The sequence below is a fragment of the Achromobacter marplatensis genome (genome assembly GCF_002209535.1).
Lineage (GTDB): Bacteria > Pseudomonadota > Gammaproteobacteria > Burkholderiales > Burkholderiaceae_B > Achromobacter > Achromobacter marplatensis.
Map to the genome: position 1 here is coordinate 44,337 of NZ_NJIG01000020.1, position 20,366 is coordinate 64,702.

Annotated in this window: 15 protein-coding genes; 9 read left to right on the forward strand and 6 right to left on the reverse strand. The window is 67.2% G+C overall.

From position 1 onward, the window contains the following. Window positions 1-2 precede the first annotated feature (2 nt). The 5 genes from CEY09_RS27745 to lpdA are packed head-to-tail and all read left to right on the forward strand — an operon-like array spanning window position 3 to window position 6,185. Window positions 3-791, forward strand: a complete 789-nt coding sequence (locus CEY09_RS27745; RefSeq protein ID WP_088591064.1) for an SDR family NAD(P)-dependent oxidoreductase — start codon at window positions 3-5, stop codon at window positions 789-791. 37 nt (window positions 792-828) lie between these two features. Next, on the forward strand, window positions 829-3,012 hold the full coding sequence (locus CEY09_RS27750) for an alpha-ketoacid dehydrogenase subunit alpha/beta (RefSeq protein WP_088591065.1): 2,184 nt from the start codon (window positions 829-831) through the stop codon (window positions 3,010-3,012). After that, window positions 3,009-3,497 (forward strand): VOC family protein, encoded by a 489-nt coding sequence (locus tag CEY09_RS27755; RefSeq protein WP_088591066.1) that lies wholly within the window; start codon window positions 3,009-3,011, stop codon window positions 3,495-3,497. The genes CEY09_RS27750 and CEY09_RS27755 overlap by 4 nt, the downstream gene beginning before the upstream one ends. 10 nt (window positions 3,498-3,507) lie before the next feature. Beyond that, window positions 3,508-4,779, forward strand: coding sequence for a pyruvate dehydrogenase complex dihydrolipoamide acetyltransferase (locus CEY09_RS27760; RefSeq protein ID WP_088591067.1), 1,272 nt, complete (start codon window positions 3,508-3,510; stop codon window positions 4,777-4,779). Window positions 4,780-4,787: 8 nt separating this feature from the next. Beyond that, a complete protein-coding gene (gene lpdA, locus CEY09_RS27765) occupies window positions 4,788-6,185 on the forward strand; it encodes a dihydrolipoyl dehydrogenase (protein ID WP_088591068.1) in 1,398 nt (465 codons plus the stop codon). 37 nt (window positions 6,186-6,222) lie between these two features. On the opposite strand, the gene CEY09_RS27770 is transcribed toward lpdA, so the two are convergent. The 3 genes from CEY09_RS27770 to CEY09_RS27780 all read right to left on the reverse strand — a co-directional run bounded on the left by CEY09_RS27770 (window position 6,223) and on the right by CEY09_RS27780 (window position 10,682). Continuing rightward, window positions 6,223-7,104, reverse strand: coding sequence for a LysR family transcriptional regulator (locus CEY09_RS27770; RefSeq protein ID WP_088591069.1), 882 nt, complete (start codon window positions 7,102-7,104; stop codon window positions 6,223-6,225). 771 nt (window positions 7,105-7,875) lie between these two features. Beyond that, window positions 7,876-9,744 carry a dihydroxy-acid dehydratase gene (gene ilvD / locus CEY09_RS27775; protein ID WP_088591070.1) on the reverse strand — a complete coding sequence of 623 codons (1,869 nt, stop codon included), beginning with the start codon at window positions 9,742-9,744 and terminating at the stop codon, window positions 7,876-7,878. Between the two features lie 101 nt (window positions 9,745-9,845). Next, window positions 9,846-10,682 (reverse strand): AraC family transcriptional regulator, encoded by an 837-nt coding sequence (locus CEY09_RS27780; protein WP_088591071.1) that lies wholly within the window; start codon window positions 10,680-10,682, stop codon window positions 9,846-9,848. A 346-nt stretch (window positions 10,683-11,028) separates the two neighbouring features. On the opposite strand from CEY09_RS27780, the gene CEY09_RS27785 reads away from it, so the two are divergent. Continuing rightward, window positions 11,029-12,066: a 2-isopropylmalate synthase gene (locus CEY09_RS27785; protein ID WP_088591072.1), complete on the forward strand. Its 1,038-nt coding sequence runs from the start codon at window positions 11,029-11,031 to the stop codon at window positions 12,064-12,066. Here CEY09_RS27785 and CEY09_RS27790 read toward each other — a convergent pair. Then, the gene (locus tag CEY09_RS27790; protein WP_088591073.1) at window positions 12,014-12,904 is read right to left on the reverse strand and encodes a LysR family transcriptional regulator; all 891 of its coding nucleotides are present in this window, start codon (window positions 12,902-12,904) and stop codon (window positions 12,014-12,016) included. The two genes, CEY09_RS27785 and CEY09_RS27790, sit on opposite strands and share 53 nt — an antisense overlap. Before the next feature lie 118 nt (window positions 12,905-13,022). Here CEY09_RS27790 and CEY09_RS27795 point away from each other — a divergent pair, with 118 nt between their 5' ends. Together CEY09_RS27795 and CEY09_RS27800 are read left to right on the forward strand one after the other, a co-directional pair. Beyond that, entirely contained in the window at window positions 13,023-13,568 is a 546-nt protein-coding gene (locus tag CEY09_RS27795) for a GNAT family N-acetyltransferase (protein WP_006227179.1), read from the forward strand. Continuing rightward, window positions 13,565-14,746: an MFS transporter gene (locus tag CEY09_RS27800; RefSeq protein ID WP_088591074.1), complete on the forward strand. Its 1,182-nt coding sequence runs from the start codon at window positions 13,565-13,567 to the stop codon at window positions 14,744-14,746. Before CEY09_RS27795 ends, CEY09_RS27800 begins: the two co-directional genes overlap by 4 nt. On the opposite strand, the gene CEY09_RS27805 is transcribed toward CEY09_RS27800, so the two are convergent. Next, window positions 14,724-16,316 (reverse strand): EAL domain-containing protein, encoded by a 1,593-nt coding sequence (locus CEY09_RS27805; RefSeq protein ID WP_088591075.1) that lies wholly within the window; start codon window positions 16,314-16,316, stop codon window positions 14,724-14,726. The two genes, CEY09_RS27800 and CEY09_RS27805, sit on opposite strands and share 23 nt — an antisense overlap. A 250-nt stretch (window positions 16,317-16,566) precedes the next feature. Next, window positions 16,567-17,277, reverse strand: coding sequence for a 7-cyano-7-deazaguanine synthase QueC (queC, locus tag CEY09_RS27810; protein ID WP_088591076.1), 711 nt, complete (start codon window positions 17,275-17,277; stop codon window positions 16,567-16,569). 167 nt (window positions 17,278-17,444) lie between these two features. Between queC and ppc the strand changes: the two genes are divergently transcribed. Continuing rightward, window positions 17,445-20,294: a phosphoenolpyruvate carboxylase gene (gene ppc / locus CEY09_RS27815; protein WP_088591077.1), complete on the forward strand. Its 2,850-nt coding sequence runs from the start codon at window positions 17,445-17,447 to the stop codon at window positions 20,292-20,294. Window positions 20,295-20,366 lie beyond the last annotated feature (72 nt).

Here is a 20,366-nt window from a genome sequence, read left to right on the forward strand (position 1 = left end):
CCTTGGACAACCCTACTGAAGTCATCCATAGCGACCTGCGCGGCCAGACCGTCGTGATCACCGGCGGCGCCAAAGGCATCGGCTTTTCCACGGCGCGGGCTTTCGTGCGCCAAGGCGCGCGCGTCGCGCTGCTGGACATGGACGCCGCCGCCCTGGACGCCGCCGTGGCCGAGCTGACATCCGACGGCGGCGAAGCCATCGCGGTGCAGGCTTCCGTCACCGACGCCGACGCCGTCGAACGCGCCTTCGCCCGGGTGGAACAGGCGTGGGGCCGCATCGACGTGCTGGTCAACAACGCCGGCATCTCGGCCAACAAGCCCACGCTGGAAGTGACCGTGGACGAATGGCGCCGCGCGGTCGACATCAACCTGACCGGCGTCTTCCTGTGCGCGCAGGCCGCCGGCCGCCGCATGGTGCCGGCAGGCTCGGGCAGCATCATCAACCTGGCCTCGATGTATGGCGTGGTGGCCGCGCCCGACCGCGCCGCCTACTGCGCGACCAAAGGCGCCGTGGTGCTGCTGACCGAAACGCTGGCGGTGGAATGGGGCCCGATGGGCGTGCGCGTCAATGCGCTGGCGCCCGGCTATGTCGAGACCGACCTGGTGCGAGACCTGGCTGCGCGCGGCCGACTGGACCCCGAGCGCCTGAAACAGCGCACCCCGCTGCGCCGCATGGCGCAGCCGGCCGAAATGGCCGACCTGGCGGTCTTCCTGGCGTCGCGCCAGGCCGCCTACATCACCGGACACACCCTGGTGGCCGACGGCGGCTGGAGCCGCTACAGCTACCTCTAACCGCACCGACGCTTAAAAACATTCTGGAGATTCACTCATGGCCACCTACCAACCGCTTGAGCCCCAAGCGCCCTGGCGGCAACTGACGGTCGAGGCAAAGGATTGGCAGCAGGCGGACCCCGCCCTGCTGGGCACCATGCTCACCCAGTTGCACTGGATTCGCGCCTTTGAAGAGGCCGTGCTGGACCTGGCCGCCGAAGGCCTGGTGCACGGCCCCGCGCATTCGTCCGTGGGCCAGGAAGGCGGCGCCGTCGGTTCGGTGCTGGCCTTGGGCGCCGGCGACCAGATCAACGGGTCGCACCGCGGCCACCACCAGTTCCTGGCCAAGGCGCTGCAGCACGTCGCCCCGCTGGGCCTGGACCCGCGCAACCCGCTCACCCCCGCCATCGACGAAGTCCTGCAAAAGACGCTGGCCGAGATCATGGGCCTGGCCCAGGGCTATTGCCGCGGCCGTGGGGGCAGCATGCACTTGCGCTGGCTGGAAGCGGGCGCGCTCGGCACCAATGCCATCGTGGGCGGCGGCGTGCCGCTGGCCGCCGGCGCCGGGTGGGCGCACAAGCACGCCGGCACCGACCGCGTGGCGGTGACCTACTTCGGCGACGGCGCGGTGAACATTGGGTCCGTGCTGGAAACGATGAACCTGACCGCCGCGTGGAAGACGCCGCTGTGCTTCTTCATCGAGAACAACCGCTACGCCGTGTCGACCACGGTGGAAGAGTCCACCGCCGAACCGCGCCTGTCGGCCCGCGGCCTGGCGTTCAACATCCCCTCGTGGAAGGTGGACGGCATGGACCCGCTGGCCGTGCACCTGGCCATGTCGGAAGCGGTGGCGCACATGCGCGCCGGCAACGGCCCGACCATCGTGGAAGTGGACGTGTACCGCTTCTTCCACCAGAACGGCCCCTTCCCCGGCAGCGCCTTCGGCTACCGCACGAAGGACGAAGAGGCGCAATGGCGCCGCCGCGATCCGCTAGACAAGATCGCTTCCGAGATGATCGGACGCGCGCTGATCACGCAAGCGGAAGTGGACGCGCTGCGCCAGCGCTGCAAGGACGTCATGAAAGACGTCTGCGGCCGCCTGACCGAAGCCGCCGAAGGCGGCAAGCGCCGCGTGCGCGCCGACCTGTGGCCCAGCCCCGACTTCCGCGACGTGGGCCTGCGCAGCGATGGCGCCGAATTGGCACGCCTGCGCTACGAGGACGTGGCTGATTACACCGGCGACAAGGTCGAACGCAAGTTCGTCGATGCCGTCGCCGACGTGCTGGATCGCCGCATGGAAACCGATGGCGGCGTGGTCGTGCTGGGCGAAGACGTGCACCGCCTGAAGGGCGGCACCAACGGTGCGACTCGCGGCCTGAAGGACAAGTACCCCGACCGCGTGCTCGGCACCCCGATTTCCGAGAATGCCTTCGCCGGCCTGGGCGGCGGTTTGGCAATGGACGGCCGCTACAAGCCCGTCGTCGAATTCATGTACCCCGATTTCATGTGGGTCGCGGCCGACCAGATCTTCAACCAGATCGGCAAGGCCCGCCACATGTTCGGCGGCGACATCGACGTGCCCTTCGTGCTGCGCACCAAGGTCGCGATGGGCACGGGCTACGGCTCGCAGCACTCGATGGACCCGGCCGGCATCTTCGCCACCGCGCCCGGTTGGCGCATCGTGGCCCCGTCCACGCCCTTCGAGTACGTGGGCTTGATGAACACCGCGCTGGCCTCCAAGGACCCCGTGCTGGTCATCGAACACGTGGACCTGTATGCCTCGTCGGGCGAAGTGCCCGCCGGCGACCTGGACTACGCCATCCCGTTTGGCAAAGCCCGCGTTCGCCGTGCCGGCAGCAAGGTCACCATCCTGACCTACCTGTCGATGGTCAGCCGCGCGCTCAAGGCCGCTGAAGAAGCCGGCGTGGACGCCGAAGTGATCGACTTGCGCACGCTGGACCGCGCCAGCCTGGACTGGGACACCATCGGCGCCAGCATTCAGAAGACCAACAACGTGCTGATCGTGGAGCAAGGCGCGCGTGGCACGTCCTACGGCGCCATGCTGTCTGATGAGATCCAGCGCCGTTACTTCGATTGGCTGGACCAGCCGATCAAGCGCGTGACCGGCGGCGAAGCCTCGCCCAGCATCTCGAAGGTGCTGGAACGCGCGGCGTTCGCCGACACCGAGGAAGTGCTGACCGGCCTGGCCGACGTGCTGGCCGACCTGGGAGAACAGGCATGAGCGCCCTGCAAATGACCGTGCCGATGGAAGTCGGCATCTGCTGCAAGGACCTGGACGCGCTGCTGGCGTTCTACACGGACGTGGTCGGCCTGACGCTCGTCAACCGCGTGAGCGTGCCCGCCGACAAGGCGCGCGCCACGGGATTGACGGTGCACGGCTACGACGTGGCACGCCTGCAGACGTCCTACGGCGAACGCATCAAGCTGCTGCAGCCCAGCGTGGCGCCGGAATCCGCCGTGCGCGGCGCGGCGATCCTGGACCGCCAGGGCGCCACCTACCTGACCTTCATCGTGCGCGATCTGGCGGGCGTGGTGCGCAACCTGGAATCCAAGGGCGTCGTGTTCGACAGCGCGCCCGCGCCCATGGAAGTGCGCCCCGGCACCTGGCTGGCGTTCTTCCGCGACCCGGAAGGCAATGTGCTGGAACTGGTCGAATACGACGACCCCGCCGCCTACCGGCCCGATCTGGCCGCCGCCGCAAACTAGGACGAACATCGTGGCACACCTTATCAAGCTCCCCTCCGTTGCCGCCGACACGTCGGGCGGCAACCTGCACCAGTGGTTAAAGAAAGAAGGCGACAAGGTCGCCGTCGGCGATGCACTGGCGGAAATCGAAACCGAAAAGGCCATCGTCGAAATCAACGCCGAACATGCCGGCGTGCTGGGCCGCATCGTGGTCCAGGCCGGCGCCGCGTCGGTGCCCATCAACACCGTGATCGGCGTGCTGCTGGCCGACGGCGATGACGCCTCCGCAATCGACCGCGCGCTGGCGGAACATGGCGGGGCGGCTACGGCAGCGACCGCTTCGAAGGTTGCCGCTACACCGCCTGCTGCAGCGCCGGCTGCCGCAGGAACGCCTGCCGCAGCATCGGCTGCCGCAGGATCGCCTGCCGCATCCTCTTCCGCCGCCGTGCCGGGCGGGCGGCTGTTCGCCAGTCCGCTGGCGCGCCGTCTGGCCGCGCAATGGCATGTGGACCTGCTGGGCGTGACGGGCACCGGCCCGCACGGCCGCATCGTGCGCCGCGACGTCGAAGCCGCGCGCGACCGCGCGCCGGTTGCTGCCGCCCCATCGGCTGCCGGCCGCCCCGCTGCCCGCCGCGTGCCGCACACCGGCATGCGCCGCGCCATCGCCCGCCGCCTGACCGAAAGCAAGCAGAACGTGCCGCACTTCTACCTGTCGGTGGATTGCCGCATGGACGCGCTGCTGGCCCTGCGTGCGCAAGCTAACCACGGCGGCGCGGTGAAGCTGTCGGTAAACGACTTCATCGTGCGCGCCGCCGCACTGGCGCTGCGCGAAGTGCCGGAAGTGAACGTCAGCTGGCACGAAGACGCCATCGAATACCATGCAGGCGCCGACATCTCGGTAGCGGTCGCCACCGATGGCGGGCTGGTCACGCCCATCGTGCGCGACGCGGACGTAAAGTCCCTGTCCGCCATCGCGGGCGAAATCGTCGAACTGGCCGGACGCGCCAAGATCAACCGCTTGAAGCCCGAAGAATTCACCGGCGGATCGCTAACGGTCAGCAACCTGGGCATGTACGGCATCAGCCAATTCGCCGCCATCATCAATCCGCCCCAGGCCGCCATCCTGGCCGTCGGCGCGGCCGAGCGCCGCCCAGTCGTGAATGAGGCCGGCGAACTCGTCGCCGCCACCGTCATGACCGTGACGCTGTCGGCCGACCACCGCGCGGTGGATGGCGCCGTCGGCGCGCGCTGGTTGGCTGCGTTGCGCACGCTGATCGAAAACCCCGTGCGCATCCTGCTGTGAGCCCGACGATGACGAAGACCGTGTTTGACCTTATCGTCGTCGGCGGCGGCCCCGGCGGCTACGTCGCCGCCATCCGCGGCGCTCAGCTGGGCATGTCGGTGGCGCTGGTGGAGCGCGCCGAACTGGGCGGCATCTGCCTGAACTGGGGCTGCATCCCCACCAAGGCGCTGCTGCACAGCGCCACCGTGTTGCGCGCCTGCCGCGAAGCCGCGCACTACGGCGTGACGGGCGCGGGCGATGCCCGCCCCGACCTGGCCGCGATGGTTGCCAGGTCCCGCAAAGTCGCGGGCCGCCTGGGCCAGGGCGTGGCGCACCTGATGAAGAAGAACGGCGTCACCGTGTTCGCCGCCAGCGCCAAGCTGGCCGGCTCGGGCAAGCTGGCGCTGGACACCGGCGCCACGCTGTCGGCCAAGCACATCATCCTGGCCACCGGCGCACGCGCCCGCGAACTGCCGGCGCTGCCGGTGGGTGAACGCATCTGGGCCTACCGCCAGGCTTTGGCTCCGGCGGAGATCCCGAAGTCGCTGCTGGTCGTGGGCGCCGGCGCGATCGGCGCGGAATTCGCCAGCTTCTACCGCGCCATCGGCTCGGACGTCACCCTGATCGACATGACGCCGGAAATCCTGCCGCAAGAAGACGCCGAGATCTCGCAACTGGCGCGCAAGGCGTTCGAGAAGCAAGGCATCCGCGTGCTGACGCAATGCGCCGTCACGGCATCTTCGCCCACCGCCACAGGCGTCAAGGTGACGCTGGAGCAGCAAGGCAAGAAGACGGATATTGAAGTCGACCGCGTCATCGTCGCCGCCGGCATCGTCGGCAACGTCGAGAACCTCGGCCTGGAAAAGACCCGCGTCACCGTCGAGAAGACCCACATCGTCACCGACGCCCAATGCCGCACCGGCGAACCGGGCGTCTACGCCATCGGCGACGTGGCCGGCGCCCCATGGCTTGCCCACAAGGCCAGTCACGAAGCCGTGCTGTGCGTGGAAGCCATCGCGGGCCTGCCCACCCACGCGATCGACCCGCTGCGCATTCCGGCCTGCACGTACTCGTACCCGCAAGTCGCCAGCATCGGCATGACCGAGGCCCGCGCCCGCGAACATGCCAAGCAGACCGGCGGCGAGATCCGCGTGGGCAAGTTCACCTTCGCCGGCAACGGCAAGGCAATCGCCATGGGCGAAGACCAGGGCCTGGTGAAGACGGTGTTCGACGCCAAGTCAGGCGAATTGCTGGGCGCGCACATCATCCATCCGGAAGCGTCCGAGCTGATCACGGGCTACGGGGTGGCGGCGTCGCTGGAAGCCACCGAAGAGGATCTGATGCACACCGTGTTCGCGCATCCGACCTTGTCGGAAACGCTGCACGAATCAGTGTTGTCGGCGTTTGGACGGGCGTTGCACGCGTAGCGCGGCATGATGGGTTGCGCGCCGCAACCCATCCCTTCTACACCCGTCCGGCGAAGAAATCCAAGAAGCACGCAATGCGCCGCGACAGCTGCGTATTGCGGTGGTACACCGCGTGCATGGGTTGCAGGTAGTCGCTGTACACGCCCTCCATCACCTTGACGAGCCGCCCGGCCGCGATGTCTTCGCGCACGACGAAATCCGACAGGCACGCGATCCCCACGCCGCGCAGCGCCAGCTGCCGCTGCGTTTCCCCACTGGATGTGGCCAGCGTCGGTGTCGCCAGATAACTGGATCCGCCGGCATGCTTGAGCGGCCACACGTTCAGGCTTTCGGGGTGCGTGAAGCCCAACACCTCGTGCTCTGCCAGATCCTCCACCGTCTCCGGCGCCCCACGCCGCGCGATGTACTCAGGGCTGGCCATCATCCACCGCGGCGCCGGCCGCAAGGGCCGGGCATGCAAGGTCGAATCCGTCAATGGCCCCATGCGGATCGCGATATCGGTGCGATGCTCCATCAAGTCCACGATGCGGTCGTTGCTGGTCAGCTCCAACGTGATCTCGGGATATTCGCGCCGGAACTCACCCACGTGCGGCACCACGCAATGCAGCATCACCGGCACCGACGCATCCACCCGCAACCGCCCCGCCGGCCGCTGATGCACCATCCGCATGCATTCCTCGGCCTCTTCCAACGCCGCCACGATCTGCCGAGCCTTGGGAAGAAAGTGAGCGCCTTCTTCGGTCAATTCCATCCGCCGGGTTGTCCGGTTCAAGAGAATGACGCCTAACTCGTCCTCAAGCCGCGACAGGCCCCGGCTGACGCCTGATGCGGTCTGCCCGAGCATTTCTGCCGCCGCGCTCATGGAGCCGGCATCGACGACGCCGAGGAACAGGCGCAACGCTTCTGAATTCAGGGACATGAGGGCTCCAGGCGGGGTCTAGGAATTTTATCGGGGTTTCCTGGTGATGGGCGGTGTGAGGGTTCTTGAGACGCACGACGCGGTGAGGCCCTGGGGAGCGCGGGTCAACGATTGCGGTCCGGAGCCTTCGCTCCGGACTTCCCCTTCGTCATCTTCGTCACGGCCTTCGGCCGTTCCTTCAGATTCCCTCGGGCTTATCGACTCCCCGCGCACCCCAGGGCCTCACCGCGCCATGCTCCAACGTGTGCAATCTGGCGTCACCGGAGACGGTCTGTGTTCTTAGGGTTCTAGCCCCGTGTCGGGGGTAATGGAAGATCTTGCGGGGCTTGCCCCCGGCCGGCCGCGCGCAAGCGACCACCGCCACGACGCCCCACCGACGCGTATGCCGAATGCGGCCGCCCGCGCGGCCGCGTGAGGCGGGCCACGCAAATCTCGTCAGTAAACAGCGATCCAGCAGCGCATCGAGCCAAGAAGGCGCCAGCACGTCGGCGGGGTCGGGCGGATGGCGCGCAACCTTGATGCGCCCGAGGGAATCCGAAGGGAGCCGCAGGCGGACGAGGATGACAACGGGGAAGTCCGGAGCGAAGGCTCCGGACCGCAATCGTGGGCGCGCGCCATCCGCCCGACCCCGCCGACGGGCGACCTACGAAGCGCCCAACCGCCTCTACAAAGCAAACCCGAGCGACGAAACCGCCAACCGCCCGCCCGGGCAACACAAAAAAAAGCGACGCAAAAAGCGCCGCCTTTTTCACACCCCACGCAATCAGGCAATCACCGCTTGCCCTTCTGCTTCAGCTGCGACAAATCCCGCACCGCACCGCGATCCGCCGACGTCGCCAACGCGGCATAAGCCTGCAACGCCTGCGACACGACGCGCTCGCGCCCCACGGGCTCCCAGCCATCCGCACGCGCATCCATCGCTGCACGACGACGCGCCAGTTCTTCGTCGGACACCGCCAGATGCATCTTCCGGTTCGGGATATCGATCTCGATCACATCGCCTTCTTCCACCAGGCCGATCGTGCCGCCTTCCGCCGCTTCCGGCGACGCATGTCCGATCACCAGACCCGACGAGCCGCCCGAAAAACGACCGTCCGTGAACAGCGCGCACGTCTTACCCAAGCCCTTGGACTTCAGGTACGACGTCGGATACAGCATCTCTTGCATGCCCGGACCGCCCTTCGGGCCTTCGTAGCGGATCACCACCACGTCGCCCGCCACGATCTTGTCGCCCAGGATGCCTTCCACCGCATCGTCCTGGCTTTCGAACACGCGCGCACGGCCCGTGAAGACCCATTGCGACTCGTCCACGCCGGCCGTCTTCACAATGCAGCCCTTCTCGGCCAGATTGCCGTACAGCACGGCCAGGCCGCCGTCCTTCGAGTAGGCGTTTTCCTTGCTGCGGATGCAGCCCGTCTTGCGGTCCGTGTCCAGCGTCAGGAACGTTGCGTCCTGGCTGAACGCCACCGTCGTCGGGATGCCGCCAGGCGCCGCGCGGTAGAACTTCTGCGCTTCTTCGCCGGCCTCGCCCGCCACGTCCCACGCTTGGATCGCGTTGCCCAGCGTACCGCTGTGCACGTTGCCGCAAGACAGGTCCAGCAGGTCGGCGCGCGCCAGCTCACCCAGGATGCCCAGGATGCCGCCTGCGCGGTGCACGTCTTCGATGTGGTACTTGTCGGTGGCGGGCGCCGCCTTGCACAGGCAGGGCACCTTGCGCGAAATGCGGTCGATGTCGGCCATCGTGAAATCCACGCCCGCTTCCTGCGCCGCGGCCAGCAAATGCAGCACGGTGTTGGTCGAACCGCCCATCGCCACGTCCAGCGCCATCGCGTTCTGGAAAGCGCTCTTCGTCGCGATGCTGCGCGGCAGGACCGATTCGTCTTCTTCCACGTAGTAGCGGCGGCACAGGTCCACGACCAGGCGGCCGGCTTGCTCGAACAGGCCCTTGCGCCACGCGTGCGTGGCCACGATGGTGCCGTTGCCCGGCAGCGCCAGGCCGATGGCTTCGGTCAGACAGTTCATCGAGTTGGCGGTGAACATGCCGGAACAGGAGCCGCACGTCGGGCATGCGCTGCGTTCCACTTCAGCCACTTCGGCGTCCGACACCTTCGGGTCGGCCGCCTTGATCATGGCGTCGATCAGGTCGATCTTGGCAATCACCTTGCCGTCGGTCGGCGACTTGACCTTGCCCGCTTCCATCGGGCCGCCGGACACGAACACGACCGGGATGTTCAGGCGCATCGCGGCCATCAGCATCCCCGGGGTGATCTTGTCGCAGTTCGAAATGCAGACCATGGCGTCGGCGCAGTGCGCGTTCACCATGTATTCGACCGAGTCGGCGATCAGTTCGCGCGACGGCAGCGAATACAGCATGCCGCCGTGGCCCATGGCGATGCCGTCATCGACGGCGATCGTGTTGAATTCCTTGGCGACGCCGCCCGCGGCTTCGATCTCTTTGGCGACCAGTGCGCCCAGGTCGCGCAGGTGCACGTGGCCCGGCACGAACTGCGTGAACGAGTTCACTACCGCGATGATCGGCTTGCCGAAATCGCCGTCCTTCATGCCGGTGGCGCGCCACAGGGCGCGGGCGCCGGCCATGTTGCGGCCGTGGGTCGATGTGCGGGAACGGTAGTGCGGCATGATTTGTCTCGAGTGCTGTTAGCGTGGCGGCAAAACGGTAAATAATACGCTGGTTCCGGGCGGGGCTGGCCGGCAGCCGCCCCCGGGACGCTTCGTGGCCATCAGGCGGACGCGCCGCCCCGGGCCGCAAACGCGCTGGGCGACTCGCCCACGGCGCGGCGGAACATCGCCGCAAAGGCGCTGGGGCTGTCGTAGCCCAGGTCCAGCGCCACATCCAGCACGCGCGCGCCGCGCGCCAGCCGCTCCATGGCGGCCAACAGGCGCGCCTGCTGGCGCCAGCGCCCGAAGGTCATGCCCGTATGGCGCAGAAACAGGCGGTGCACCGTCTTGGGGTCCACCCCCAATTCCCGCGCCCAGTCCGCCGCGCCGGCCTGGCGCTCAGGGTGGCGCACGATGGCGCGGCAGATGCGCGCCAGCCGGGGCTCGGCCGGCTGCGGCAAATGCAGCGGCAACACGGGTTCCTGGCGCAGTTCGTCCAGCAGCAGCATCATCAGCCGGCCGTCGCGCGTGTCGGGCGCCCAATCCAACGGCACGTCGGCCGCGGCCACCATCAGTTCGCGCAGCAGCGGCGAAATCGACAGCACGCAGCATTGCTCGGGCAGATGCGCCGCGGTTCCCGGCTCGACGAACACGGTGCGCATGCGCGGTTCGCCGCTCATGCGGATGCCATGCGGCACCCACGCCGGCACCCAGACGCCGCGCGTGGGCGGCACGATCCAGATGCCGGCGTCGGTATCCACCACCATCACGCCGGAGATCGCATAGAGCAACTGCCCCCGGCGGTGCCGGTGCCGCCGCACGCGATGGCCGTCTTCGTAGTCCACCGCCAGCCCCGCCACGGGACGCTGGGACGATTCGTAGGGAAACAGGTCCAAATCCGCGGGAGAGCGCGGTTTCCCGGAAGGCGACGGAGTTGGGGTGGGCGGCGAGGTGTCCATTTTGCGACGATGGATGTCTTGATAGCGTTAGACGGTCTTTTCAAGTGTACCTACCATCCCCGAATCCCTGCTGAATCCCCTCACGCCCCCATGCCCTTGCCGTTCGCCCTCCCTGCCACCCACGCCGCGCTTGCGGCCGCCGGGCATGGCTGCGCGAACGGCACGGCCGCCCCCGCCCTACCCCTGCGACTAGCGCGCGGTTGCCGGGCCTTGCGCCCCGTGGCCGCCCGGCAGCCCGGGGCCCGCTGACGGGCCCTGAAGCCACCTCCCCCTTGCTGTGCCGTCGCCGCGCCTTGCGGCCATGGCGTTCTGATGCCGCGGCGCCTGCTCGCGGCCGGAGGTTTCCATGCTTGAACAACCCCAAACCAAGTACCGTCCCACGCAACCCTTCACACGCGATTACGCGGAACGCACCTGGCCTTCGCGCCGCCTGACTGCGCCGCCTGTCTGGATGAGCACCGACATGCGCGACGGCAATCAGGCGCTGATCGAACCCATGGACGGCGCGCGCAAACTGCGCATGTTCGAGCAACTGGTGGCGGTGGGCGTGAAGGAAATCGAAGTGGCGTTCCCATCGGCATCGGACACGGACTTCAACTTCGTGCGCAAGCTGATCGAAGAGCGCCGCATACCGCAAGACGTGACGATCGAAGTGCTGACGCAGTCGCGCCCCGACCTGATCGAACGCACCTTTGAATCGCTGCGCGGCGTGCCGCGCGCCATCGTGCACCTGTATGCGCCCATCGCGCCGCAATGGCGGCGCATCGTATTTGGCATGACGCGCGCCGAGGTCAAGGAGATCGCCCTGGCCGGCACCCGCCAGATCCGGGCGCTGGCCGACGCCCACCCCGAGACGGAATGGATTTACGAATACTCGCCAGAAACATTCAGCCTGGCCGAGCTGGATTTCTCGCTGGAGGTCTGCGATGCCGTCAGCGCCATCTGGGGTCCCACGCCCGACCGCAAGATGATCGTCAACCTGCCGTCCACGGTAGAGTGCACGACGGCCAACGTGTATGCCGACCAGATTGAATGGATGCACCGCCACCTGGCGCGGCGCGACAGCATCGTGCTGAGCGTGCATCCGCACAATGACCGCGGCACGGCCGTCGCCTCAGCCGAGCTGGCAGTGCTGGCCGGCGCCGACCGCGTCGAAGGCTGCCTGTTCGGCAACGGTGAACGCACGGGCAACGTGGACCTGGTGACCTTGGCCATGAACCTGGACCTGCATGGCGTGCAGAGCGGCCTGGACTTCTCGGACATGGCCGCCGTGCGCGAATGCGTCCAGGACTGCAACCAGCTTCCCGTGGATGTGTTCCACCCCTACGCGTTCACGCATGCAACGCCAGCAGCGCCTCCTGCAGGTGGCGCAACCCCCGGCTAAGCGGCTTGTCGCGGCGCAGGACAAGGGCCAGGTCGCGCGACAGACGAGGCGTCAGCGAACGCACGGCCAGCGCATCGCGCTGGCCCGCGCCCGACACGGCAAGCTTGGGCAACACCGCGCAGCCCAGGCCCGCCGCGACGATTTCCTTCATGGCTTCCGTGCTGCCCAGTTCCATGACGGGTTTGGCCGCCAATCCTGCCGCTTCGAACCAGTCGTCCACCAGCCGGCGCGTGCGGGCGCCGGGTTCGAACAGCACCAGCGGCAGCCCCGCCAGCGACTGGGGCGTCACCACATCGGGAATCGCGCCTGCGTCGCGGGCAGGGAAGATCGCCACGAACTCGTCTTCCATCACCGGGTTGACCTGGAACATGCGTCCCGGCGCAGGCAGGGTGACGAGTGCCATGTCCAGCGTGTTGTTCTCCAGACCGCGCAGCATGTCCGACGTGTTGCCGGTGCTGGCCACGATATCCAGCGCGGGAAAGCGGCGGCGCAGGTCCGCCAGCACGGACGGCAGCAGATAGGTGCACGCGGTGGCGCCGGTGCCCAGCCGGATGCGCCCGGAGACTTGGGACGCATGCGCGGACATGGCCTGCTCGGCCTGCGCCAGCGCGGCATCGATAACGCGGATATGGGTCAGCAGTTCCAGCCCCGCGGCGGTCGGGCCGGCGCGGCGGCCGATGCGCTCGACCAGCTTTACGCCGAAGCGCCGCTCCAGTTGGCGGATCTGCAGGCTGACGGCGGGCTGGGTCACGCCGCCGCGCTCGGCGGCAGCGGAAAAACTGCCTAGTTCAACTACCTGGGCAAAGGTGCGCAGATGGTCCAGGTTCAGGCCACGCATCGGATCAATCCAAAGTTTTACTTATGAAAACCATAATAATCCAAAGCTTTATTAATGCATGACGTTGCGCGACACTGGCGGCTGGTTTTTCCCCGTCACCGAACCACCCCGTCCTTTCATGTCGCCCACCCTGCCCACCGTCCTGATCCGCGACAGCGCGGACGCGGATCTGCCTGCCATCAAGACCCTATACGCCCACCACGTCGAACACGGCACCGCCTCGTTCGAACTGGAACCGCCCTCCATCGCCGAGATGCGCCAACGCCGCGGCAGCGTGCTGGAAAAGGAAATGCCCTACCTGGTGGCCGAGATCAACGGTGAAGTGGTGGGCTACGCCTACGTCACGCCTTACCGCCCGCGCCCGGCGTATCGCCATACGGTCGAGGATTCCGTGTATGTGAAAGCCGGCCGCGCCGGCCTGGGCATCGGCGGCAAGCTGCTTGCCGCGCTGATCGAACGCTGCACCGCCGCCGGCTGGCGCCAGATGCTGGCAGTGGTGGGCGACAGCCGCAACGCCGCGTCCCTGGCCCTGCACGCCAGCCAGGGCTTCCATCCGGTGGGCACCCTGCGCTCCGTCGGACATAAGCATGGCGAATGGCGCGACACCGTGCTGATGCAGCGCGCCTTGGGCGAAGGCGACGCCACGCCGCCGCAGCGCCCGTGATCCCGCCGCGCGCCATCGTCTGCCTGGGCCTGACCCAGCTGGTCGGCTGGGGCGTGACGTTCTACCTGATCGGCGCCCTGGGCCCGGCCATGGCGGCCGACCTGGGCTGGAACGCCGCCACGGTCTACGGCGGCTTCTCCGCCGCCATCGTGACGATGGCGCTGGTGTCGCCACTGGCTGGCATGGCGGTGGACCGCTGGGGCGGCCACCGCGTCATGCCGGTAGGCGCGGTCGTCGCCGCAGCCGGCTGCGCCTTGCTGGCCGCCGCCCACGCCATCGCCGTGTATTTCCTGGCGTGGGTGCTGCTGGGCATCGGCATGCGCCTCTGCCTGTACGACGCCGCCTTCGCATCGCTGGCCCGCGCCGCCGGGCCCACCGCGCGCCGCCCCATGTCGCAGATCACCCTGTTCGGCGGCCTGGCCTCGACTGTGATGTGGCCCGTCGGCCATGCGCTGTCCGCCTGGCTGGGATGGCGCGGCGCCGTCCTGGTCTATGCCGCGCTGGCCCTGGCGACGCTGCCGCTGTATCTGGCGATGCCGCGTAAACGGTACGCCGCCCCCGCCACGGCCGCCAACAAGCATGCCGCCGGCCTGACACGCACCGCCGGCGAACGCCGCCTGGCCGGCACGCTGTATGCGGTCATTGCGATGCTGACCAACTTCCTGGCCGCCGGCAACGCCGCCCATCTGATCTCGTTGCTGTCCGGCCTGGGCCTGGCCGCCGCCACTGCCGTGAGCGTGGCGGCCTTGTGGGGCGTGGGCCAATTCGCCGCCCGCGTGGCCGACGTGGCCCTGGGGTCAAGGCTGCACCCGCTGACGCTTACGCTTGCGGTCAGCGGCCTGTTCCCGCTTTGCTTTCTGCTGGCCTTGCTGTCCCGGGGCAACCTCTACGCCACCGCCGCTTACGCCCTGCTCTATGGCGCTTGCAACGGCCTGATGACGATCACCCGCGGCACGCTGCCGCTGGCCCTGTTCGATTTCCGCAGCTACGGCGCGCTGGTCGGCGCCCTGCTGATCCCCAGCTTCCTGCTGACGGCCACGGCGCCCGTGGCCTATGCCTTCGTGATCGAACAGTTCAGCGCGCGGGCCGCGATGGGGATGTCTGCTGGATTGGCCGCGGCCATTCTGGCGGCGGCATTCGCGCTCCGGTGGCGCTTTATCGCCCGGGTTCGGGCATGACTGCGGCGTGGTGCGCCCGCTGCCCGGCCAATGCGCGGGCGAACTCATCGCTGGAAGCGGGTTTGAAGAACAGCAAGCCCTGCATCAGTTCACACCCGGCATCCAACGCGGCCTGACGGTGCGCATCGGTTTCGATGCCGTCAGTCACGGTCGTGATGCCCAGGTCTTTCGCCAATTGGCAGATGGAGCGCAACACCTTATGGGAATCCGGATGGCGCGCAGCATTCCAGACGATGGATCTCTCCAGCTTCAGGCCGGACAGCGGCAGCGTCGATAGCCATTCCAGGTTGTTGTAGCCCTTGCCGAAATCGTCCAGCCAGACCTGCACCCCAAGGCTTGTGAATTCTTCCAGAACGGCACGCATGTCGGCCGAGCCCACCTGGGAAGTCGTCTCTTCAGTGATTTCCAGGCGCAGATCCCGCGGTGAAAGACCGTACGAAAACACCCCAAGCAAAATAGCGTCCACGACGTCCCGGCGGGCGAAGCTCTGGGGAGAGACATTGATGTTGACGACCGTGCCAGGGCTTGCCCCGATCTGCCGCCAGTGGGCCAGGTCGGCAGAAATGGTCCGCAGCCCCCAGCCCACCAGTTCATGCGCGCCCTCCGACTTGCAGGCGTCGCGCAACAGGCCTTCGATGTCCCCGCCCATCCCGCTGGCATCCTTCCACGCGAGCGTCGCCTCCGCGCCGGCGATCTCCTGCGTGTGCGCCAAGACGATAGGCTGATAGAGAAAGTGCAGCCGCTCGTCCTGGATTGCCGTCAGCAGTGGGTATTCAGGATCTTCAGGCTTGCGCATAGGAGGCCGGATGATCGCGGGCGGGGTCGGCGGCAGCCTCGCGCCGTCAACCCGCAACTCGCCCGAAAACGAGTACCCCTTGCCCCGCATGCTGCGTATGGGAATGGATGCGCCCGCGACATTTCCCTTGCGCTTGAGCCGGCTGACGATCAGGTCCAGCGACCTGCCATTGCCCGCGACGTCCTCGCTATCGATCGCGAAGTCGCCTCGCCCCACCATTTTTTCGGGGTGCCCAAGCATGGTTTTCATGATCGCCCTTTCCATTGGCGTCAGGCTGACACCAACGCCTGCCGGGGAGGTCAGCGTCCATTCATTGTCCGCAAGCCGCCAGATCTTTTCTTCGGGCGCAGGACTGGCCACGGCCTGCCCGAGGGGGGGCTCCATCCGGCGCGCCGCATGGCCGACCGGCGCATAGGCAAGCGTGAGCTTGCGCTGCGCGGACTGGATGGCGGCCGCCACTTCGCTGTAGCTGATGTTCGTGCCGTAGCAACTATCCGCGCCGGCCAGCAGCGCATTGATCCGCACCGTTGGGCTTTCGATGTCGCGTATCGCGATGATCGTCGAGCTGAGGAAATTTGCCCGCAACTGGCCGATGGTGATGTCCAGGTCCCGCGGCAGGCACAAGTGCACCAGGATCTCGCCGGATAGGCGATTGGCAGAGGCATCCAGCAGCGAGACGGAGTTCAGAATAAAACCGATTTGCTCGAGGGAATTGGAAATGCCCCGTTTTGCAAATTCGTTGTCAAAAACGAGAATAATCCGCGACCGATTCATATTGATTAAGCCCTGATTAATAATGCCGTTCCATCGAACGGTATCGAAATGTGTGGATGCATTTCCATACCTGGAACAGAGTAGCAAAAAAAGGGGGCTCAATACGAAAAGGGCGACTTTAAGTCAATTTTTATTGAATATTATTCATATTAATATGAATAACTCTCAACATATCAAAATAAACCTCGCCACGCTGCGAAATATAGCGATACGCGTCATCGCGACAACCCGCGGCGAAGTCAGGACGGCATCAGGCCCGGGCGGCGGTCCATTTTTCCCAGCCTGCGCGACGCAGCTTGCAGGCCGGGCATGTGCCGCAACCGTAGCCCCAGCCGTGGCGCGCGCCGCGTTCGCCCAGGTAGCAGGTGTGGCTTTCCTCGACGATGGTTTCAACCAGCGCGTCGCCGCCCAGCGTCTGGGCAAGCGCCCAGGTCTCCGATTTGTCGATCCACATGAGCGGGGTCTCGATGGTGACGCGGCTGCCCAGGCCCAGGCCCAGCGCCACCTGCTGCGCCTTGATCGTGTCATCGCGGCAGTCGGGATAGCCCGAGAAGTCGGTTTCGCACATGCCGCCGACCAGCACGTCCAGTTGGCGGCGGTAGCCCAGCGCAGCGGCCAGCGTCAGGAAAAGCAGATTGCGGCCGGGCACGAACGTGTTGGGCAGGCCATTAGCCTGCATCTCGATGGCGCGGTCGCTCGTCATGGCGGTATCGCCCACCTGGCCCAGCACCTTCAGGTCCAGCAGGTGATCTTCGCCCAGCCGCGCCGCCCATTGCGGGAAGCGCGCGCGGATGTCGCGCAGCACGTTCAAGCGGGCATCCAGTTCAATGCGGTGCCGCTGGCCGTAATCGAACGCCACCGTTTCCACATGGGCATAGCGGTCCAGCGCCCAGGCCAGGCAAGTCGTGGAGTCCTGGCCGCCCGAAAAGAGGACAAGTGCGCGGCGTTGATGGTTTTGCATAAAGGGGGCTTGTGGAAAGACGAAGGGAATAGGCGAACTTTAACGCAGCCCCCAGGCCCCTCGCGTAAGCAAGCCTGCGTAAAATCGGTGGCGTTTCCCATCCGGTAGTTCTCAGCACCCCGTTTGCCTCCCCTTCCCCTTTCAGCCGCCCGACGGATCCCCGCCCGATGAATGCCATCCGCCCGCAGTCCGATTCAGCAGAACCCTTGCGTCACGATATCCGGCTGTTAGGCCGCCTGTTAGGAACGGTCATTGAAGAATGCGAAGGCAAGCGCGTCTTCGACACCATAGAAACGCTGCGCCGCACGGCCGTGAAATTCCGCCGGGAAGGCATCGACGCCGACAGCAAGCTGCTCGAGCAGCGCGTCAAGCGCCTGCAGGGCAACGACCCCAACTCGGTAGCGCGCGCCTTCAGCTACTTCCTGCACTTGGCCAACATCGCCGAAGACCGCGACCAGAACCGCCGCCAGCGGGCCCGCGCCTTGGCCGACGACTCCGCCGCGCGCGGCAGCCTGCGCGACGCCGTGCAGACGCTTGCCAAGCATGGCGTGGGCGCCGCCCGCATCCGCCGCCTGCTGGCCGAGGCCAGCGTGATGCCGGTGCTGACCGCGCATCCCACCGAAGTGCAGCGCAAGAGCACCCTGGACGTCCACCGCGAAATCGCCTCGGCGCTGACATTGCGCGACGGCCAGCTGACCCCAGAGGAACTGGCGCAATTGGACGCGGCCCTGCTTGGACGCGTCGCCACCTTGTGGCAGACCCGCATGCTGCGCTACACGCGCCTGACGGTGTCCGACGAAATCGAGAACGCGCTGTCGTACTACCGCAGCACCTTCCTGCAGGTCATCCCGCGCCTGTACGCGGACCTGTCCAAGCTGCTGAACCGCGAACCCGCCAAACCCTTCGCCGCGCCGCCGCCCCCGCTGGAACCGTTCCTGCGCATGGGCAGCTGGATCGGCGGCGACCGCGACGGCAACCCGAACGTAGATGCCGGCACCCTGGAGCGCGCGCTGCTGCGCCAGGCCACGGTGCTGTTCGAACACTATCTGCAAGAGGTCCATGCGCTGGGCGCGGAACTGTCCATCACTACCTTGCTGATCTCGGCCAACCCGGAACTGCTGGCACTCGCCGACAGCAGCGGCGACGACTCCCCGCACCGCAGCGACGAGCCCTACCGCCGCGCGCTGGTCGGCGTCTACGCCCGCCTGGCTGCCACGGCGCAAGGGCTCACGGGGCAGGACCTGGCCCGCCGCAGCACCGTGGCAGCCCCCCCGTATGGTGCGCCGGAAGAACTATCCGCCGACCTGGCCGTGATCGCCGCATCGCTGGCCGCCCACCATGGCGCGCCCATCGGCCGCCTGCGGCTAGCCGGGCTGCAACAGGCCGTGGAGGTCTTCGGCTTCCACCTGGCCACCGTCGACCTGCGCCAGAGCTCCGACGTGCATGAGCGCGCGCTGGCGGAACTGTTCGCGCGCGCCGGCACGCAGCACAACGGCCAGGCGCTGGACTATCTGGCGCTGAGCGAAGACGAGCGCGTGGCGCTGCTGCGCGCCGAACTGGCGCAGGCGCGCCCGCTCGCGTCGCCGTGGATCGCCTACAGCGAAGACACCACGCGCGAACTGGCGGTGCTGCGCGCCGCCGCCGCCGGCCGCGCCCGTTACGGCAAGCAGGCCGTACGCCAGACCATCGTGTCGCACACCGAGACCCTGAGCGACTTGCTGGAAGTGATGGTGCTGCAAAAAGAAGCCGGCCTGATCGCGCCGGCCGGCCAGGACATCGCGGCCGAAGACGGCCTGATGGTCGTGCCGCTGTTCGAGACCATCCCCGACTTGCAGCGCGGCGCCGAGATCATGGCCGCCTGGCTGGACCTGCCGGAAATCCGCCAGCGCGTGAAGCTGGCGCAAAACGGCGCGCAGGAAGTCATGCTGGGTTATTCGGACAGCAACAAGGACGGCGGCTTCCTTACGTCCAACTGGTCGCTCTACCAGGCCGAACGCGCACTCGTCGAGGTGTTCTCGGCCCGCAACGTGCGCCTGCGCCTGTTCCACGGCCGCGGCGGCTCGGTAGGACGCGGCGGCGGCTCCAGCTTCGACGCGATCCTGGCCCAGCCCCCCGGCACCGTCGCCGGCCAGATCCGCCTGACCGAACAGGGCGAAGTCATCCAAAGCAAGTACAAGGACGCGGAGGTTGGGCGCTGGCACCTGGAACTGCTGGTCGCGGCCACGCTGGAATCCAGTCTGGCGCCGCGCGCCGAAGCCACCAGCGCCGAAGACGCGCACATGGCGCACCACGGCCCGGCCATGTCGTTCATGTCGGACATGGCGCAGCGCACCTACCGCGGCCTGGTCTACGACACGCCGCGCTTTGCGGAATACTTCTTTGCCGCCACCCCCATCAGCGAGATCGCCGGCCTGAACATCGGCTCGCGCCCCGCCTCGCGCAAAAAGGGCCAGCGCATCGAAGACCTGCGCGCCATCCCGTGGGGCTTCTCCTGGGCGCAATGCCGCCTGATGCTGACGGGCTGGTACGGCATGGGCTCGGCCATCGAGGCCTACCTGGAAGCCGGCGCCCCCGACGCCCCGCGCTCGCGCCGCGGCCGCCTGGCCCAGCTGCGCGAAATGGCCCGCGACTGGCCCGCCTTCCGCACGCTGCTGTCCAACATGGAAATGGTGTTGGCCAAGTCCGACCTGGCCATCGCCGCCCGCTACGCCCAACTGGTCCCGCAGCGCGCCTTGCGCGAGCGTATCTTCGGTGCCATCAGCGCCGAACACGCCCGCACGCTGGCCATGCTGAAGCTCTTGACCCAGCGCGAACTGCTGGCCGACAACCCCACCCTGCAGGACTCGCTGCGCGAACGCTTCGCCTACATCGACCCGCTGAACTACCTGCAGATCGACCTGATCCGCCGGCATCGCGCGGCGCAGAAGCACCCCGACGCCGACATCGACGAACGCGTGCAACGCGCGATTCACCTGACCATCAACGGGATTGCAGCGGGACTGCGCAATTCTGGCTGACGCCGGCGTTGCCGACAGACCGGCAAGCGCTATAAAATGAGTATTATTCTCATTTTATAGCGCATACGCCTT

What these genes read in the sequence shown, in the direction of transcription:
- CEY09_RS27780 (WP_088591071.1), bottom strand. Translation starts at nt 10,682, where the DNA reads ATGGACACCTCGCCGCCCACCCCAACTCCGTCGCCTTCCGGGAAACCG.
- CEY09_RS27795 (WP_006227179.1), top strand. Translation starts at nt 13,023, where the DNA reads ATGTCGCCCACCCTGCCCACCGTCCTGATCCGCGACAGCGCGGACGCG.
- CEY09_RS27755 (WP_088591066.1), top strand. Translation starts at nt 3,009, where the DNA reads ATGAGCGCCCTGCAAATGACCGTGCCGATGGAAGTCGGCATCTGCTGC.
- CEY09_RS27805 (WP_088591075.1), bottom strand. Translation starts at nt 16,316, where the DNA reads ATGAATCGGTCGCGGATTATTCTCGTTTTTGACAACGAATTTGCAAAA.
- CEY09_RS27770 (WP_088591069.1), bottom strand. Translation starts at nt 7,104, where the DNA reads ATGTCCCTGAATTCAGAAGCGTTGCGCCTGTTCCTCGGCGTCGTCGAT.
- queC (WP_088591076.1), bottom strand. Translation starts at nt 17,277, where the DNA reads ATGCAAAACCATCAACGCCGCGCACTTGTCCTCTTTTCGGGCGGCCAG.
- CEY09_RS27785 (WP_088591072.1), top strand. Translation starts at nt 11,029, where the DNA reads ATGCTTGAACAACCCCAAACCAAGTACCGTCCCACGCAACCCTTCACA.
- ppc (WP_088591077.1), top strand. Translation starts at nt 17,445, where the DNA reads ATGAATGCCATCCGCCCGCAGTCCGATTCAGCAGAACCCTTGCGTCAC.
- ilvD (WP_088591070.1), bottom strand. Translation starts at nt 9,744, where the DNA reads ATGCCGCACTACCGTTCCCGCACATCGACCCACGGCCGCAACATGGCC.
- CEY09_RS27750 (WP_088591065.1), top strand. Translation starts at nt 829, where the DNA reads ATGGCCACCTACCAACCGCTTGAGCCCCAAGCGCCCTGGCGGCAACTG.
- CEY09_RS27790 (WP_088591073.1), bottom strand. Translation starts at nt 12,904, where the DNA reads ATGCGTGGCCTGAACCTGGACCATCTGCGCACCTTTGCCCAGGTAGTT.
- lpdA (WP_088591068.1), top strand. Translation starts at nt 4,788, where the DNA reads ATGACGAAGACCGTGTTTGACCTTATCGTCGTCGGCGGCGGCCCCGGC.